Here is a 16,738-nt window from a genome sequence, read left to right as displayed (position 1 = left end):
CATCAGGCTGGCCCCTCCGGAACGCGTTCGGTATCGCGGTCGACGTCGTGTGCCGCGGCGACGGCTTCGAGCGTCTCGTCGGTGATCTCGTCGCCGTCGGCGCCGCGATCCTTCACCTCGCGGGTGACCGCCCGTACCTGCTCGTCGGTCGGATCGTAGCCCGCCTCGCGCAGGCGCTCGCGGACGGAGTGGGTGCCGGTGTGCTTGCCCAGCACCAGCTCGCGTTCGGCACCGACCATCTCCGGCGTCATCACGCCGGGCTCGAACGTCGCCGAGTTCTCGATGACGCCCGCGGCGTGGATGCCCGACTCGTGGGCGAACGCGTTGTCGCCGACGATCGGCGCGTTGGCCGGCTGGTCGACGCTGCTGCGCTCCTCGACCGTGCGGGCGAGCCCGGTGATCGCCGTCGTGTCGATCCCGGTGTCGGCGCCGTAGACGCTCTCGGCGGCCATGACGACCTGCTCGAGGGCGGCGTTGCCGGCGCGCTCGCCGATGCCGCCGACGGAGACCTGCGCCTGATCGGCGCCGGCCTCGAAGCCCGCGAGCGCGTTCGCGCTCGCGAGCCCGAAGTCGTCGTGGGTGTGGACGTCGATGCGGGCATCCGTGTGCTCTCGGACCGTCCGGATCAGCTCCGCGAACCGCCCGGGAGTCGCGACCCCGCAGGTGTCCGGGACGTTGATCCAGTCGACGCCCGCCGCCGACACCGCCTCGATCACCTCGGCGAGGTAGTCGGGGTCGGTCCGGGTGGCGTCCATCGGGGAGAACATCACGTCTGCCCCCGACTCCGCGGCGCGGACGACGCTCTCGACCGAGCGCTCGATCACGGCCTCGCGGCTGGCGTGCATCGAGTCCTCGATCTGCACGTCGCTGGTCGACGCGAACACGTGGACCAGATCGACGCCGGCGTCGATCGCTGCCTCGACGTCGTCCTCGACGACGCGAGCCAGCCCGCAGACAGTCGTGTCGACGGCCGACGCGATGTCGCGGACCGCCGCGAACTCCGCGTCGGAGTTCACGGGGAAGCCCGCCTCGATCACGTCGACGCCGGCGCTGTCGAGTGCGGCGGCTATCTCGCGCTTGTCGTCGTAGGAGAACGAAGTCCGGGGCGACTGTTCACCGTCTCGCAGGGTGGTATCGAAGATCCGAGCTGTGGCGAACTCGGGATCAGTTCTCAACGTGCCCTGGGAGAACTCGATCCGCCGGGGTTTCCGACGCTCCCTCAGTGTCGTGAGACATTGCGTCCCACGCTACCTCGTACCAGTACTTGAAACTGTCGCCCGGAACCATCACGATTAATAGCCCATGTATCGTAGCTGAACGGTCTTCCACCACACCCGGGACGGAGTTAAGTGCGCCCGGCCGTGGGTGACGGTATGAGTAAACAGGACACACGAGACGGCGACGAGGCAGGTGGCGGGGGAAAATCCCCGGACCTGCGGAGCAGCGAAGTCACCGAGGGCGCCGAGCGCGCGCCCCACCGCGCGATGTTCCGCGCGATGGGGTTCGACGACGAGGACCTCTCCTCGCCGATGGTGGGCGTCGCCAACCCCGCCGCGGACGTGACGCCGTGTAACGTCCACCTCGACCGCGTGGCCGACGGCGCGATCGACGGCGTGGACGACGCCGGCGGGATGCCCATCGAGTTCGGCACGATCACCATCTCCGACGCTATCTCGATGGGGACCGAAGGAATGCGCGCGTCTCTGATCTCGCGGGAGCTGATCGCCGACTCCGTCGAACTGGTGGCGTTCGGCGAACGCCTCGACGCGCTGGTGACGGTCGCGGGCTGTGACAAGAACCTCCCCGGGATGCTGATGGCCGCGATCCGGACCGACCTCCCGAGCGTGTTCCTCTACGGCGGCTCGATCCTCCCGGGCCAGCACGAGGGGCGGGACGTGACCGTCCAGCACGTGTTCGAGGGCGTCGGCACGTACGCGCAGGGCGAGATGAGCCGCGAGGAACTCGACGAACTGGAGCGCAACGCCTGCCCCGGCGCGGGCTCCTGTGGCGGGATGTTCACCGCGAACACGATGGCCTCCATCAGCGAGGCGCTCGGGCTCGCGCCGCTGGGGAGCGCCTCCCCGCCCGCCGAGAGCGAGGGGCGGACCCGCGTGGCCGAGCGTGCGGGCGAGCTCGCGCTCGACGCCGTCGAGAACGACCGGAAACCATCCGACATCCTCTCGCGGGCGTCGTTCGAGAACGCGATCGCGGTGCAGGTCGCGATGGGCGGCTCGACGAACGCGGTGCTCCACCTGCTCGCGCTCGCGCAGGAGGCGGGGATCGACCTCACGATCGACGACTTCGACGAGATCAGTCGCCGCACGCCGAAGATCGTCAACCTTCAGCCCGGCGGCTCGCGGGTGATGAAGGACCTCCACGACATCGGCGGCGTGCCGGTCGTGATCCGGCGGCTCGTCGAGGCCGGGCTGTTCGACGGCGACGCGATGACCGTCACGGGTCGAACGATCGCCGAGGAACTGGAGACGCTGGACCTTCCCGCGGACAGCACGCTCGACGACACCGACTTCGTCCACCCGGTCGACGATCCGTATCAGGACGAAGGCGCGATCAAGATCCTCAAGGGGAACCTCGCACCCGACGGCGCCGTGCTGAAAGTCACGGGGGAGGACCAGTTCCACCACGAGGGGCCCGCCCGCGTGTTCGAGAGCGAGGAGGACGCGATGCAGTACGTGCAGGAGGGCGGCATCGAGTCGGGTGACGTGATCGTGATCCGGAATGAGGGGCCCCGTGGCGGCCCGGGAATGCGCGAGATGCTCGGGGTCACCGCCGCCGTCGTCGGACAGGGCCACGAGGACGACGTGGCGATGGTGACCGACGGGCGGTTCTCGGGGGCGACCCGCGGGCCGATGATCGGCCACGTCGCCCCGGAGTCGTTCGTCGGCGGCCCGCTGGCCGCGCTCGAGGACGGCGACCACGTCACGATCGACATCCCGGAGCGCAGCCTCGACGTGGATCTGCCCGACGAGGAGATCGAGGCACGGCTCGCCGACCGTGACCGTCCCGAGCCGGCCTACGCCGGCGGCGTGCTCGGGAAGTACGGCGCGCTGTTCGGCTCCGCGGCCGACGGCGCGGTCACCAACCCCGGGCTGGAGCGGTAGCCCGCCCCGGGGGCGGCGGCGCGCTCGGAAGGGAAACGCCTTAATCAGTTTCGGACCCACTCACACGTATGACTGACGAGGAGGAGCCGACCGAGGAAGAGGCGCTCCAGCTCTCCGCCGACGAGATGGAGTCCCGCCTCGACGAAGCGAGCGAGGCACTGGAGGCGGCCGAGACCGAGGCCGACCTCGACGAGGTCGAGGCCACCGTCGACGCCATCGCCGAGGCGTTCGAGACGGCGGAGTTCGAGGAGGACGACGAGCAGGCCGAGGAGATCGAAGGCCGCATCGACGAGCTCCGCGACGGGATCGACGAGCAGCGCGGCCCCTACGCCGAGGACGTGCTCGACGAGCTAGCGGAGCTCCAGACCCAGCTCACCGACACGCGCTGGACCGCCAACGGCGCGCCGGCGACGCAGGACGCCGTCGACGAGTACCTCGACGCCGCGGGCGACGCGCTCGACACCGAGTTCGGCACCGCGGAGGACGAGGAGCCCGAGGCGCTGGCCCACGAGCTCGACGCCGTCGCCGACGCGATCGAGGACGCCGGGCTCGACGCCGACGCGGACGCCGACACCCTCGACGCGCTGGTCGCGGCGACCGACGAGCTCGCCGACGCGCTGGAGGCCGCCGAGGAGTGGGACGACCTCGAGACCAACGAACAGCTCCGCGCGGAGGGGTTCTACGACGTGCTCGGCCACTACAAGGACTACCCCGTCGAGTGGGCCGCGCTGAAGGAGCACGAACAGCAGGGCAACGTCGAGCAGGTGCTCCGGGCGCTTGACGCGCTGGACTCTGAGTTCATGGAACGCCACTGCATGGAGGCGCTGACCCGGATGGGCGATCCCGCGGCGTTCGAGGAGATGCACGGCCGCGCCCAGAAGCGCGACAAGCCCGGGATCGAGGCGCTCGGGAAGATGGGCGCCGGCGCCGAGGACGCCGTCGACACGCTGCTCGAGTACGTCGACGAGGACTCCGACCCGCAGCTCCAGAAAGTCACGTTCCGCGCGCTGGGCGAGATCGGCAGCGAGGAGGCCACCCAAGCGCTCGCGAACAAGCTGGAGATGGAGAACGAGAAGGTCCGCCCGCTCGCGGCGCGCGCGCTCGGCCTGATCGGCGACACCCGCGCGATCGAGCCGCTGGCGGCGACGATCGAGGAGGACGAGGAACGCACCGTCCGGACCGCCGCGGCGTGGGCGCTCCGGCAGATCGGCACCGAGGCGGCGCTGGAGGCCGTCGCCGAGTACGAGGACGCCCGGGAGTACACGCTGCAGGCGGAGGCCGAGAAGGCCCGCGAGGCGCTCGAAGCCGACGACGCGACGGCGGTCGAAGCCTGATCCACCGCCTGACGGCGATTGCTGCCGAGGAAGCGATCTATTAAGACCCCTAGCCGCGAGGAGAAGGTGTGAACGAACGGTACCAGCGGCTCGTCAGACTCGTCGAGGAGGAGGCCAGCGACAACTTTCGGTCGGCGTTTCACTACGACGAGGACGGCTGGTCCGCGCTGTACGTCCGGGAAGATCTCGCGACGCCCGACCTCCAGCGGGTGGTACCGGCGCTCGCACAGCGCGCACGCGAGGAGGAACCGCTCGTCCGCGAACAGGATTACGAAGGGCTCGGCCCCCAGCGCGCGTCGATCTCGCTCCACGCCGAGGCGGTGCTGATCCACTTCCGCGAGGGCGAATCCGCCGGCGTCGCCGTCACCCTCGACAAGGACGTGGCCCGGAACCTCGCCGACTTCGTCGCGCGCTGTGAGGGTATTCTCGCAGCGACGGACGACTGATTCTCAGGGCGGCGGGACGAGGAGGTTCCAGTACCACAGCAGCCAACAGAGCCCCGCGAGCGACGCCGCGACCAGCGTGTAGTGGACTCGCCCGAGCCGGCTGCCGTCGCCCGCGAGCCACAGCCGGCCGGCGTAGCCGAGGCTCCCCACCGCGGCGACGAGCCCCAGCACCGGCCCCGCGAACAGCGCCCGGAACGTGACGGGCGGGTCAGAGAGGGCGCGGAACGGGGTCACCCCGAGGTGGACGATCACCAGCGCCAGCCCGCCTAGCGCCGCGACGAACCCACTCCCCGCCACCAGTTTCGCCCGGTTCGTTCGGGAGCCCAGAAGCGTCTCCCAACTCACGTCGTCGACCTCGCCGGCTCGCTCTGCCCGGAGCCGTCGGTAGAGCGCGCCGGCGGGCCAGCCCCCGACCGACGAGAGCGCTCCGAACATCGTGAGGAGCGCGAGGACGCCGTGCAGTTGGAGCCGGTCGACTCGCTCGACGCGGCCGAACGCGGTCGGGCTGCCGCCGCTGAACAGGTACTGGATCCGCCCGCCCGCCTCGCCGAACGCGATCCGGCGCCCGTCGGACTCGTGTTGGAACACCAGCGGCTCGATCTCCACCCAGCGGTTCGTGCTGTCGCCGCGTTCGGTGACCAGCGCGCCGTCGTCGGCGACGCGGACGCCGATCGTGGGGGCGTTCAGCACCGAGGTCGCGCGGTCGTGCCACGTGTGTGACTGCTGGAGCGCGCGGTAGGTTCCGGTCAGTTCGGCGGCGCGTGTCGGCTCCCCGTCGGGGGCGAGCGAGGGTGGCTCGGTGTCGGGCAGGACGGCGTCGAGCACGCCGTCGACCACGTCGGTCGCGGCGCTTCCGGTCGCGGCGTTGAGTCCGATAAACAGGCCGAAGTCGCGTTCGGGGACCAGCACGAACTGACTGTAGAACGACTGCGTCGCGCCGTTGTGCCAGAGCGTCCGTACGTCGCCGCGATGCTCCTCGATCAGCCCGAACCCCATCCCGTCGAGCTGCTCGTGGTGGGTCGCCCACTGCTCGTGCATCGCGTCGATCGTCCCGGGTTCGAGCACCTGCTCGCCGTCGACTGTGCCGCCGTGCAGGTGGAGTTCGAGGAAGCGCGCCACGTCGTCGGCCGTCGCCGACAGCGAGCCCGCGGGTCGGAGGCCGAGCAGGGGGAACTCGCCGTCGCGAAACGGGCCCAAGGAACTGTGGCCGGTCGCGTGGCTCGCCGCGATCGAGTCGGGGAGCGGCTGTTCGAAGCTGCTGTCGCTCATCCCGGCCGGGCCGAGGAGCGCGTCGTCGATCGCGCGGTGGAACGGGTCGTCGGCCGACGCCGCCAGCACCTGCCCGGCCAGCGCGTAGCCGAAGTTCGAGTACGAGCCGACGGTGCCGGGCTCGCGGACCTGCTTCTGTGGCTCCGTCGCGAGCAGCGTCGCGAGCGGCCGGAGGCTCCCCGCGTCGGGGTACCACATCCCGCGGTTCGAGGCCTCGAACCCGCCGCGGTGGGTGATCAGCTCCGCCAGCGTGACCGACCGTTCGGGGGCGACCCTTCCGTCGACGTGCTCGGAGACGGGCTCGTCCGGGCTGATCTCGCCGCGCTGGATCGCGTCCATCAGCGCGGTCGCGGTGACCGACTTCGAGACGGAACCCAGCCGGAACGCGGTCTCGGCCGGATCGACCTCGCCGCCCCGTTCCCGGTCGGCGACGCCGTACCCCTCCGTGAGGGTGGTGTCGCCGTCCACCACGGCGACAGTGGCGCCGGGCACGTCGTGTTCGTCGAGACTCGCCACCACCAGCTCGTCGAGCGTGGCTTCGATCTCGGACTGGGTGGGGGCGGGCGACGCGGACGCGGTCGCCGTCTGGGGACCGACTGCGGCCGCGGCACAGCTGGCACCGACGCCCGCGAGGAACCGGCGCCGGGAGAGGGCCTGTCGCATGTGTCGGCGTCTCGGTGGCCGCCGTGAAATAGCTCGGGAGTACCGAGTTACTCCTCCGCAACCTATACGTCGGACGAAGAACACGAACGGACGATGACGGGCAGTGACGGCGGGGACGCCTCCCCCCCTGCGGGACCGGACGTCGACGCCGACCCGTTCTCGACGCTGGGCAACGAGACGCGCCTCCGGATCGTCGACGCGCTGTACGAGCAGACGGTCGCCGACAGATCGCGGGACGGCTGTTCGTACTCCCGGCTCAAGGAGGCGGCGGGGGTTCGGGACAACGGGAACTTCAACTACCACCTCGACGTGCTGCGGGATCGCTTCGTGGAGAAAACCGACGCGGGGTACCAACTCGGCTTCGCGGGGTTCGAGATCGCCAAGTCGCTGCGGGCGGACGCGTGGCAGGACCACGAGCCCCGCGAGCCGGTCGAGATCGAGGCGTCGTCGCCGCTGGTCGACGGCCGGCCGCTGTACGCGAGCTACGAGGGGAGTCTGGTCGGGGTCCACGCGGCCGACGAGGAGCCGGTGTTCCGGATCGCCGTCAGACCGACCGGGGCGGCGTATCGGGACCTCCACGATCTCGCCGACGTGATGGCGGCACAGCTGGAGACGGCGATCGAGCAGGCCCAACGCGGCGTCTGCCCGTACTGTCACGCGCCGCCCGAGCGCTCGGTCGAGCGGTCGTCCGACGACGAGCCACGGCACCGCTTCGTCGCCGACTGCCCCGAGTGTGGCCCGCTGTTCGCGGTGCCGGTCGGCGCGGCGGTCGCCCGCCACCCGGCGGTGGTGTCGTTCTACTGGGAACGCGGCGTCGACGTGCGGGAGCGGCGGCTGTGGAATCTCGACGTGTACGGGGATCGCGCGGTCGAAGCGCACGGCGAGCGGACTCGGCTCCGGATCGAGCGGGGTCGGGCGGCGCTGACGCTCGTGCTCGACGACGAGGGGCAGGTGGTCGATTCGACAATCGAGGACGCGCAGGTCGCTCAGCGCCGCCAGTAGAGCACCGGCCCCAACACGAGGTACGCGAGTGCGACGTACAGCAGGCCGAACGCGAAGCCGCGACCGTACAGCCCCGGCAGCAAAACGGCGCCGGCCTGCACGACCCCCATCACCAGCGCGTCCTGCGCGTGGAGGTCGGGGTAGACGGTGTCAGAGAGCATTAGCGGCGTCAACACCGCCGCGAGCGCGAGCAAGAAGCCGGCGTCGTGAAACCCCATCAGCACGGTTCCGGCGCCGCGGTAGCCCGTGAGCACGATCGCGCCGAAGATCGTCGCCGCGAGCGTCGTCGGGACGCCGACGGTCTCGTCGCTGTCGGTGTCGTAGGCGGTGTACAGCCCCAGTCTGGTGACCGCGGCGGCGACGTACAGCGCGGGCACGACGACGCCGGCGAGCGCGAGCAGGCCCTCCGTCGAAACGCCGGAGAGCAGCGCGGCGGGTGTCCCCCACGCTCGGCGGGTGACGACGGCGACGAGGGCCGCGGGAGCGACGCCGAAGGTGGCCACGTCGGCCAGCGAGTCGAGGTACGGGCCGGCCTCGGTGCCGCCGTACTTCCGGGCGACGACGCCGTCGAGCCCGTCGGCGATCGCGCCAAGCAGCACGAGCCGGGCCGCGAGACCGATGTCGACGGTCGCGGCGACGACCGCGAGAAAGCCCAACGCGGCGTTCCCGACGGTGACGGCGTCGGCTGGACCGAGACGGCCGAGAGACCGCAAGCGCATGGCCGACCCGACACACGGCGGCGGTTTACGTGTTTACCTTCGGGGTGACGGAATCGCGTCGCCTAAACCGCTCCGGGACCGATCCCGACCCATGGACCGCCGACGATATCTCGTCGCCGCGGGCGCGGCTGCCGCGGCGAGTCTCGGGGGCTGTCTCGGCCTGACTCGCGACGAAAACACCGAGTTCGACGTGGGGATGCGGCCGACCTCGTTCGACCCGCCGACGATCACCGTCGCCCGCGGCGAGACGGTCGTCTGGGAGAACACGGGCACCCGCGACCACACAGTCACCGCGTACGAGGCGTCGCTGCCCGACGGCGCCGCCTTCTTCGCTTCCGGCGGCTACGAGAGCGAGGCGGCCGCCCGCGAGGCGTGGACGAACAGCACCGGCGGCGGACTGAGCAACGGCGACCAGTTCAGCTACACGTTCGAAATCCCCGGCGAGTACGACTACTTCTGCATCCCCCACGAGAGCGGCGGGATGGTGGGGAGAGTGGTCGTCGAGGACCGAACGCCGACGGCGACGTCGAGCGAGTAGCTGTCGGCGCCCGGATCGGCGACTGAACCGTCGGCGTTCCGGCAGCGTGGCCGGCGCCGCCGCTCGCGACCGGTGAAAAAGCGAAAAGCGCGTGAATCCGTCGAAGCGAGGACTACTCCTCGACGTCTTCCTCGTCCACGTCCACGGAAGCCTCCTCCTCGGCAGCGACCTCCTCGGGTCGGGCTTCGAGGGTCAGCTTCTGGACCTCGACGCGGCGCAGCGGGTAGATCTCCTTGGCCTCGCCGTAGATGGCCGAGGAGACCCGGCCCTCGACGACGCTGTCGACCAGCTGCTCGAACGTGCGCTCCTCGGCGGCCTCCTCGACGATGTCGGTCATCACCGAGCGGATGGCCTGCTCCTGCGAGCGGTCGGCCTTCTGGGTCGTCAGCGCCACGGGCTGGATCTTGACGCGGTAGTCGTCAGTCGTCAGCAGCGTGACGGTGGCGGCGACCTTCGAGGCGCCGCGGCGCACCAGCGAGCGCAGGTAGTCCCGCGTGAGCTCGTACTTGATGAACTCGGTGTAGGCGGCGTCGCTGCCCACGTCGTCGATCTTGAACGTGAGCTTGCTGTTGTTCTGTCCCTGGTCGCCCTCCATCTCGCCCAGCGTGGTCTCGATGGTTCGGCCGACGACCTGGTTCGGTTCCTCCGCGACGGTCTCACCGATCTCGGCCCGGTCGAACTGCTCGGGCGCGAGCACGGTGTACCATCGTTTGCCTTCGATCTTGGTGGATGTCTCGCTCATGGTTGAGTGGTGTCCCGAGCCGTCTCGCAGACGGCGTCGGCGACGGTGAGGTTGACGACGTAGTCGTCGACGGAGGCGGCCAGCCCGCCGGCGTCCTCGCGGACGATGGCGGTCCGAACCGTGTCGCCGTCGACGGTCGTCGTCATCGCATCGGTGTTGTCGGGAGCGAGCGCGGCCGCCACCGTCCCCGCGTCGTCGTGGGTGGTGGCGATCGTCGCCTCGTGGCGGTCCCCGCTCATAGCGCCTCCCGGAACGCGTCCGTGAACTGTTCGGTGTCGCTGTCGAAGCGCGCCCAGCCCGTGGTGTCAGTGCCGTGGCCCGTCCCGTCGACCGCGCGCGTGGCGGCTGCGACGGCGTCGTCGATCCCCGAGTCGCCCGCGGCGGCCGCGGCGCCGTCGGTCACGGCGAGTGCGACCGGCTCAGGCGAGCGGAACGCCCGCGCGAGGCGGGCGATCGCCGGTAGGACCGCGGGGTCGGCCTCAAGTTCGAGGAGCCAGACGCCGTGGTGCCGGCGGGTCGTCGCCGACCGCAGGCCGTCGTGGACCGCCGCGCCGTACTTGCGCCACGCCGCGAGCGCGGCGTCGGTCGCGTCGTCGGAGCCCTCGCCCAGCGCCAGCGAGATGCCGGCAGCCGGGGCGGTCCGCGCGACCGCGTCCAGCACGTCGGCGTAGCCGCCGAGCGTGCGGAACGGCGCGTCGGGCGTGACGTACGGCCGCAGCGCCCGCTCGACCTGTGTGGCGGCGCGCTCGGTGGCCCCCTCTGCGGTCACCGTGTCGACGGCGACCAGCGAGGCGAGCCGGCGGTCGAACGCCTTGCCGTTGCCGGCATCGTCGCCGGCGCCGGCGTCGAGTTCGGCGACCAGCGCGGCCGCCGCCTCCTCGTCGCCGGAGAACGGCCCGTGCAGCAGGGTTGACGCCGCGATCCCGGTCGGCACGTCGTCGGTCGGCAGCGCCAGCCCGGGCTGTCGGTCGATCAGCGCCGCGTCGCGTGCGGCCTCCAGCGCCGTATCGGCCGACTGAACGGTCTCGCCCGCGGCGATCGTGCCGGCGAGGGCGAGGACCGGGTCCGGATCGGTGCCGAGGCGGCGAGCCAGCTCGAACGCGGTCGGGCTCGCCGGTCGGTCGAGCGTCGCGTCGCCGTCGACGGCGGTCGGTCCGACCGTGACGGTGACGCCGTTCTCGGTGTCCGGGGCGTCGTCGAGGCGGAACTGGAACGGGGTGTCGGTCCCGGCACACGCCCGGGCGAGGAGGCCGGCAGCCGCGAGGCTGTCGCCGTCGCTGGCGGCGGCGACCCGGACGAACGGGGCCGCCGACAGGGTTTCGGCGAGTGGCTCCTCGACTGGGCGCGCGCTCGACATTTAGTCTTCGAGGATCTCTTCGGCGGTCTCGTAGTCGTACTCGAAGTCGGCGTCGATCTCGTCGCCCTGGTAGTAGTTGACCAGGCGACGGATCTTGGACTCGGTGTTCTGCAGGGCGCGCTTGTTCTGGGCGTCCTGCGGGTTCCGGTCCATGTGCTTGCGCAGGCGGACTGCGCGCTCCATCAGGTTCCGCAGATCCTCGGGGAGGTCGGAGTCGGCGTCGTTCTCCGCCAGGATCTCGGTGACTTTCTTCCCGGTCGCCAGCTTGACGTCCGGGATGGGCGTGCCCTTCACGCCCTCGTCGCGCAGTTTCAGGCCGATCTGGCTGGGGTCGTGGCCCTGCTCTGCGAGTTCGACGACGCGGGCTTCGATCTCCTCCGCGTCGACGTCGCTCCACTCCGGCGGCTCGTCTGCCACGGGGGCGTCCGAACCGGACGACCCGCGGCGGCGTGTGTGCATTCGTGCCATTGTCTGAGTTGGAACGGCACTGACCGCGAAAAGACCGACTACACGTCGGTACACTTCCGCAATCCCAAGCTCGGTCGGTCCGAGCGAGTCAGATTTGCGGCCGTGCTGTTCCCACTGGAGGATGGCCGTCGAGGGGCTTAATGGCTTTCCATCCGCCTCGACGCGGTGGTCGCCGGCGTCGATGTGGACCTCCCCCACGCCGTCCGGGCATCGAAGCCCTTAATAATTGGACCGCGGTACGGTTGAGTGCGACGAGGGCTCGTAGATCAGTGGTAGATCATCCCCCTGGCACGGGGAAGGCCCGGGGTTCAAATCCCCGCGAGTCCACTCCTTTCGTTCCTTCGCTTCGCTCAGTCACTTCAGCCGTGGACTCGCGTTGTCTCACTCGCTCAGCCTTCGGCTTCGCTCGCGAGACCCCCGCGAGTCCACGCGAATTCTACCGGCGTACAAGGGGTTTGGAGTCTCGACTCTTCGAACCGTCTGCGGGGAGTCGAGGCGCTACACCGGTGAAAAACAGCTATCGGTGGCGACTTGTTCCACCTTTCGGCATTCTTCATTCTAAACTAGGGATCTAAACCGGGTGGATGACCAGTCACTTCGCTCTCAAATTCATCTGAGCTAATCGCGTCACAAGCCAAATTATAATCCCATCATACTTCTAGGAGACCCTATGGACGAATATCTCGTTTCATCACTAAAACGGCTCTATGACGATTGCTACAACGCAATAGAGGAGGATAGAAGTAACAAAGTCGGGGATGCTATAGTCGATCGGTATCACGAACTCCTTGAGGAAATTCAGGATGAGTTCCCTGAGAACGATAGAATTCAACGTTTAGAGAACATTGAAACATCGGGATATGGTGGCCGTGCTATAGCAACTGATGTCCAAGAGGTGAAATTCGCAGTCACAAGCATAGCCGATTCGCTTGGTTTAGATTCGGAAGATTTCAAGAACATTGAGGGAGGTTCAGATATGCCCATTATTCAGATCAAAAACGAACAGTCGCAGACCCAGGAGCAAACTCAGCAACAGTACGTCACTGTCGAAGAGATCCAAGAAGAGGTTGACCGTCTGATGACCTCTCCCGAGAATAGACAGCTTATTGAAAAACGGATTGAAGAGTTCGAATCTGAGATAGAGAAGGAAAATCCCGATAAGGAACGAATGATTGATGCAATTTCCTTCGTGCGTGACACCAGTACACAACTGGCATCAAAGTTGGCAATGAGAGCCCTCCAACACGGAGTCAACATTATCGAATACATCGAATAACGAAATCCCACCTGTACTTACCGAATATAACGCACGCATCTGACGAAATAAGAAGTCCGAGCAATTTGCACAGATGTGCGGAGACGCCGTTTCTGCGCAGGTGGACACGTAAATGGAGAGCTGGCTGTTATCAGCAAGCAGTGACGAATTGTAAGCCGTCACCAGTACATAGCGATTGGTTCGATCTCTGCTGTGTGCCCCTTAACTCGAATGTCTTCGTCATGGATTGTTATACCGAGGTCCTCAGCCCCCTGCCTCATATCTTCGATGAATCCCTCAGAAGTGCCTTCTTCGAGGTTGTACCGCTCGAGTATGTCTAGTACATTGATTGGCTCCCAACTTTGGCTCACAGGTATATGGCGTTTAACGCGCCCAAACAGCTGGTATTCTTCAGTTCTTCCGAATACATCGAAAACAGATTGGCGCATATTCTTTCTCTCCAGTTCGGTACAGTACGTATAATCCCCTGTCTTGAGCCGAATTGGGTACTCCCCGGAGAACCCTTCGATAACGGTTGAAAAGGCATCGAACTTTTTCCTCTGAGTCTCGGAAACCATTGTTCCTTCACCGAGAACTTTCAAAGCTTGATTCAGATCTTCGTCTGATAGTCGACGAAACGCATCGATTGCCATCTCGAATTTCAGAAGGGACATGGGTAATACGTCCCCCGTGATTTTCACCAGATCACCGCGGGATACGCCACGCGGATCAGGATTTTCCTTAACCTCAATTTCGTGCTTCTCAACCTCGTCGAGTAGATCCTGAAATCGGAACGGTGCAGTAATATTTAGGGTAGTCTCGATCTGTTCACTATCCAAATCTGCATACTGTCCATCAGCCCCGATTCCAGCTATTCGTCCTCCTGCGGATCCTCCTTTCTCAGTCTGGTCTTCACTGGAGTGAATTATCTCTGAGGGAACACCTCTTCCAAGCGATGATAAATTGCTGTTGAGGCTTGAATTGTCGATATAGACGAACTCTCTAAGCCGAGGCATGAGTTCACATCCCTCCAACTGAATATAACTCTTTCACAACCAAAACGTCTGCTGGAGTTTCATTCTCGTAGGTGGATGCCAGCCGACATTCTCAACAACATGACGAAAGAGCGAAGCTCTTTCGAACCACTGCAATCCCACCCTGCTCGCGAGACCCCCGCGAGTCCACAGGCGTAGGCAGAATCCGTACAGGTCTATCCACCCGGAACACCGAGCGACAGCACCCTCCGCTTCCTCAATCGATTTGTCCGTTCGGCCACAACGACCGCTATGGAGTTCGACTTCACACGTTCGGTGGCGCCGCTCGTCGTGATCGTCGTCGTCGCGACGGTCGCGCTCACGTCCGTGATGACCCCGTCGACGGTGTTCATGATGGTGCTCCCGTCGATGATCGTCTTCTCGATCGTCGCGTTCTTCCTCGGGCTGAAACACGGCGAGTACCGGGCGTAACGCTCCGGCGCCGTCAGCCCCGGGAACGGTCCAAAGCGGCCGCGAACGGCAGCAGCCCCCGTCAGTCGTCGACTTCCGCCGCCAACCGTCCGAGCGTCGTTCGCTCGTCGATCTGGTACCGAACGTAGTTCTGACATCTTTTAGGTCCCTGCCACCCAGCACCCTCGCATGGACGACCGTATCCAGCGACACGCGGAGATCCTCGTCGAGCACTGTACCGACGTTTCCGCCGGCGAGAACGTCGCCGTCAGCGGGCCGCCGGTGGCCGAGGAGCTGCTGATCGCCGTCGCCGAGAAGCTCGGCGAGGTCGGCGCGAACGCGTCGATCCGGTTGGTCAGCCAGCGCGCGAGCCGGGCGTATCGGCGGGCGATCGACCCCGACGACGTGGAGCTTTCCGAGCACCTGCTCGCGATGGCCGAGGAGACCGACGTGATGATCAACGTCGGTGGCGCGACCAACACCCACGAGACCGGCGACATCGACCCCGAGACGAACGCGGCGTTCGCCGCGGCCAACAAGCCCGTTCAGGAGGTGCGCATGGACAGCCGGTGGGTCACGACCGCGTTCCCCGCCCCCGGCAACGCGCAGGACGCCGAGATGTCGACGCCGGCCTACGAGGAGTTCGTCTGGTCGGCGATCGACAAGGACTGGGAAGCCCAGCGGGAGTTCCAGGCCCAGATGGTCGAGATCCTCGAGGACGCGGAGGAGGTCCGGATCGTCTCCGGCGACACGACCGACGTGACGATGCGCGTCGACGGGATGCTCCCCCAGAACGACTACGGGGAGAAGAACATGCCCGGCGGCGAGGTGTACACCGCCCCGATCAAGGACAGCGTCGAGGGCGAGGTGCTGTTCGACAAGCCGCTGATGGCGCAGGGCCGGGAGGTCGAGGGCGTCCGGCTCACCTTCGAGGACGGGAGAGTCGTCGACCACGCCGCCGAGAAGAACGAGCCCGTACTAACGGAGATGCTGGACACCGACGAGGGCGCGCGCTACCTCGGCGAACTCGGGATCGGCATGAACCGCGACATCGATCAGTTCACGTACAACATGCTGTTCGACGAGAAGATGGGCGACACCGTTCACATGGCGATCGGCCGCGCCTACGAGTGGACCGTGCCCGAGGACCGCGAACGCAACGACAGCGCGGTCCACATGGACATGATCGTCGACATGAGCGAGGACTCCCGGATCGAGGTCGACGGCGAGGTCGTGCAGGAGGACGGCACGTTCGTCTTCGAGGAGTGAGCTCCGGGATCGGACTGCTCAGATCCGTTCGTACTCGACGACGCTGGCGGACTCGTCGACGACGACCGTGAGCGCCTCGCCGTCGATCTCGAACGTCAGCCGGAGTTCGAGCGGCTCGCGGTCGACGACGACCGCCTCGGGGTCCAGTAGCGATCGGAGCTCCCAGACGTACGTCTCCCGGAGGTCGACGCCCGCGTCGTGGAGGAACGAGACGACTGCGGGGTGGTCGAACAGCACCGCCGCGACGTTCAGCCGCGGTTCGGCGCCGCACTCGCGACACGTGAACCGAACGTCGAGCTCCGACCGGTAGGTCACCGCCGCCTCGTCCGTATCTAGCGTGAGCGAGGCGTCGACTCGGCCGTCACAGAGGGTGCAGAACCCGCGACTCAGGCGTTCGGTTCGCGTCAGGACGTGCTTGCTGACCACCGACGGGAGCCGTTCCGGCGCCGTCGACGCGACGACGACCGGCGGCGTCGCCATCTTGACGACCAGTTGTTCACAGGCCGGACAGTCGACGACGAAGTACCCGTCGTCGTACGTCGCGTCGGTCGTCTCGCCGCAGTGCATGCAGTCGCCGGCCGGCACGGGGCCCACATCTGCAGCGTCCGCCGCGTCGAACCGCCCGGAGACCACGCTCCCGACCGCCTGCCGACCGGCGTAGCTCAGTCTGTACCCGTCGTCTTTGCTCACGAATGCCGGCTGCAACTGGTTCAGGTGGTAGTTGAACGTCCCGGAGTCCGCGACGCCGACGCGGTCCCGGAGCGCTGAGAACGAGAGGGGGTCGGGGGCGGCCTCCCAGAGCGCCCGGAGGATGTCGATCCGGACCTCGTTCGCGAGGAGACCGAACACGTCCTCCGTGTCCTCCGGTAGACGGCGTTCGAGCGGCATGGTCTCGATATCCTGCCTCAGTGACAATCAGTATTCTGGAACCGCCTCAGGGCGACGGGCGGCCGCGGGTGAGGCCACGTTCTCCTGTGCTGACCGGCTCGCTCGTAAAACATACACTCCCCAACAGGAAATGGCTCCTGCGAGCGCTTACAGTCCCCCCGCTCGTACGAACTCGACGCGAGAACTCGCAGCAGGCACCCCGTTCGGCCCTCCACTCGCTGACG

Annotated in this window: 17 protein-coding genes and 1 tRNA gene; 9 read left to right on the top strand and 9 right to left on the bottom strand. The window is 67.2% G+C overall.

The window, feature by feature from the left end:
• Positions 1 to 2: 2 nt before the first annotated feature.
• Complete coding sequence (locus tag ACQUSM_RS03725) at positions 3 to 1,223, bottom strand: LeuA family protein (protein WP_435118278.1); 1,221 nt, start codon at positions 1,221 to 1,223, stop codon at positions 3 to 5.
• A gap of 150 nt (positions 1,224 to 1,373) precedes the next feature.
• Here ACQUSM_RS03725 and ilvD point away from each other — a divergent pair, with 150 nt between their 5' ends.
• The 3 genes from ilvD (at position 1,374) to ACQUSM_RS03710 (ending at position 4,899) form a co-directional block, all read left to right on the top strand.
• On the top strand, positions 1,374 to 3,119 hold the full coding sequence (ilvD, locus tag ACQUSM_RS03720) for a dihydroxy-acid dehydratase (RefSeq protein ID WP_435115858.1): 1,746 nt from the start codon (positions 1,374 to 1,376) through the stop codon (positions 3,117 to 3,119).
• 68 nt (positions 3,120 to 3,187) lie between these two features.
• A complete protein-coding gene (locus tag ACQUSM_RS03715; RefSeq protein WP_435115856.1) occupies positions 3,188 to 4,453 on the top strand; it encodes a HEAT repeat domain-containing protein in 1,266 nt (421 codons plus the stop codon).
• 68 nt (positions 4,454 to 4,521) lie between these two features.
• A complete protein-coding gene (locus ACQUSM_RS03710; RefSeq protein WP_435115854.1) occupies positions 4,522 to 4,899 on the top strand; it encodes a hypothetical protein in 378 nt (125 codons plus the stop codon).
• Between the two features lie 3 nt (positions 4,900 to 4,902).
• Here the strand turns inward: ACQUSM_RS03710 and ACQUSM_RS03705 are convergent, their stop codons facing one another.
• A complete protein-coding gene (locus ACQUSM_RS03705) occupies positions 4,903 to 6,831 on the bottom strand; it encodes a serine hydrolase domain-containing protein (RefSeq protein WP_435115852.1) in 1,929 nt (642 codons plus the stop codon).
• Between the two features lie 93 nt (positions 6,832 to 6,924).
• Here ACQUSM_RS03705 and ACQUSM_RS03700 point away from each other — a divergent pair, with 93 nt between their 5' ends.
• Positions 6,925 to 7,833: a winged helix-turn-helix domain-containing protein gene (locus ACQUSM_RS03700; protein WP_435115849.1), complete on the top strand. Its 909-nt coding sequence runs from the start codon at positions 6,925 to 6,927 to the stop codon at positions 7,831 to 7,833.
• Here the strand turns inward: ACQUSM_RS03700 and ACQUSM_RS03695 are convergent.
• Positions 7,818 to 8,552, bottom strand: a complete 735-nt coding sequence (locus tag ACQUSM_RS03695) for a protein sorting system archaetidylserine synthase (protein WP_435115847.1) — start codon at positions 8,550 to 8,552, stop codon at positions 7,818 to 7,820. The genes ACQUSM_RS03700 and ACQUSM_RS03695 overlap by 16 nt on opposite strands.
• A gap of 91 nt (positions 8,553 to 8,643) precedes the next feature.
• Between ACQUSM_RS03695 and ACQUSM_RS03690 the strand changes: the two genes are divergently transcribed.
• Entirely contained in the window at positions 8,644 to 9,090 is a 447-nt protein-coding gene (locus tag ACQUSM_RS03690; RefSeq protein WP_435115845.1) for a cupredoxin domain-containing protein, read from the top strand.
• A 112-nt stretch (positions 9,091 to 9,202) separates the two neighbouring features.
• Here ACQUSM_RS03690 and ACQUSM_RS03685 read toward each other — a convergent pair whose 3' ends face one another.
• From ACQUSM_RS03685 to ACQUSM_RS03670, 4 genes are read right to left on the bottom strand one after another with little or no spacing between them, the layout of a single operon-like run.
• Positions 9,203 to 9,832 (bottom strand): 30S ribosomal protein S3ae, encoded by a 630-nt coding sequence (locus tag ACQUSM_RS03685; protein ID WP_435115843.1) that lies wholly within the window; start codon positions 9,830 to 9,832, stop codon positions 9,203 to 9,205.
• The gene (locus ACQUSM_RS03680) at positions 9,829 to 10,071 is read right to left on the bottom strand and encodes a KEOPS complex subunit Pcc1 (RefSeq protein ID WP_053948061.1); all 243 of its coding nucleotides are present in this window, start codon (positions 10,069 to 10,071) and stop codon (positions 9,829 to 9,831) included. Before ACQUSM_RS03680 ends, ACQUSM_RS03685 begins: the two co-directional genes overlap by 4 nt.
• The gene (locus tag ACQUSM_RS03675; protein WP_435115840.1) at positions 10,068 to 11,189 is read right to left on the bottom strand and encodes an exonuclease RecJ; all 1,122 of its coding nucleotides are present in this window, start codon (positions 11,187 to 11,189) and stop codon (positions 10,068 to 10,070) included. The genes ACQUSM_RS03680 and ACQUSM_RS03675 overlap by 4 nt, the downstream gene beginning before the upstream one ends.
• Positions 11,190 to 11,657 carry a 30S ribosomal protein S15 gene (locus tag ACQUSM_RS03670; RefSeq protein ID WP_435115838.1) on the bottom strand — a complete coding sequence of 156 codons (468 nt, stop codon included), beginning with the start codon at positions 11,655 to 11,657 and terminating at the stop codon, positions 11,190 to 11,192. It lies immediately after the preceding gene.
• A 255-nt stretch (positions 11,658 to 11,912) separates the two neighbouring features.
• Here ACQUSM_RS03670 and ACQUSM_RS03665 point away from each other — a divergent pair.
• Both ACQUSM_RS03665 and ACQUSM_RS03660 read left to right on the top strand, forming a co-directional pair.
• A tRNA-Ala gene (locus tag ACQUSM_RS03665) sits at positions 11,913 to 11,984 on the top strand.
• A 343-nt stretch (positions 11,985 to 12,327) separates the two neighbouring features.
• Complete coding sequence (locus tag ACQUSM_RS03660) at positions 12,328 to 12,933, top strand: hypothetical protein (RefSeq protein ID WP_435115836.1); 606 nt, start codon at positions 12,328 to 12,330, stop codon at positions 12,931 to 12,933.
• Positions 12,934 to 13,091: 158 nt separating this feature from the next.
• On the opposite strand, the gene ACQUSM_RS03655 is transcribed toward ACQUSM_RS03660, so the two are convergent.
• Positions 13,092 to 13,928 carry a DUF6414 family protein gene (locus ACQUSM_RS03655; RefSeq protein ID WP_435115834.1) on the bottom strand — a complete coding sequence of 279 codons (837 nt, stop codon included), beginning with the start codon at positions 13,926 to 13,928 and terminating at the stop codon, positions 13,092 to 13,094.
• 270 nt (positions 13,929 to 14,198) lie between these two features.
• On the opposite strand from ACQUSM_RS03655, the gene ACQUSM_RS03650 reads away from it, so the two are divergent.
• Entirely contained in the window at positions 14,199 to 14,378 is a 180-nt protein-coding gene (locus ACQUSM_RS03650) for a DUF7333 family protein (RefSeq protein WP_435115832.1), read from the top strand.
• Positions 14,379 to 14,546: 168 nt separating this feature from the next.
• Positions 14,547 to 15,626: an aminopeptidase gene (locus ACQUSM_RS03645; protein WP_435115830.1), complete on the top strand. Its 1,080-nt coding sequence runs from the start codon at positions 14,547 to 14,549 to the stop codon at positions 15,624 to 15,626.
• An 18-nt stretch (positions 15,627 to 15,644) separates the two neighbouring features.
• Here the strand turns inward: ACQUSM_RS03645 and ACQUSM_RS03640 are convergent, their stop codons facing one another.
• On the bottom strand, positions 15,645 to 16,514 hold the full coding sequence (locus ACQUSM_RS03640) for a DUF7351 domain-containing protein (protein ID WP_435115828.1): 870 nt from the start codon (positions 16,512 to 16,514) through the stop codon (positions 15,645 to 15,647).
• Positions 16,515 to 16,738: the final 224 nt, after the last annotated feature.

This window comes from Halolamina sp. C58, assembly GCF_051195095.1.
Classification (GTDB): domain Archaea; phylum Halobacteriota; class Halobacteria; order Halobacteriales; family Haloferacaceae; genus Halolamina.
The sequence above is the reverse complement of the archived record's forward strand: the minus strand, read 5'-3'. Positions and strand labels throughout refer to the sequence as shown.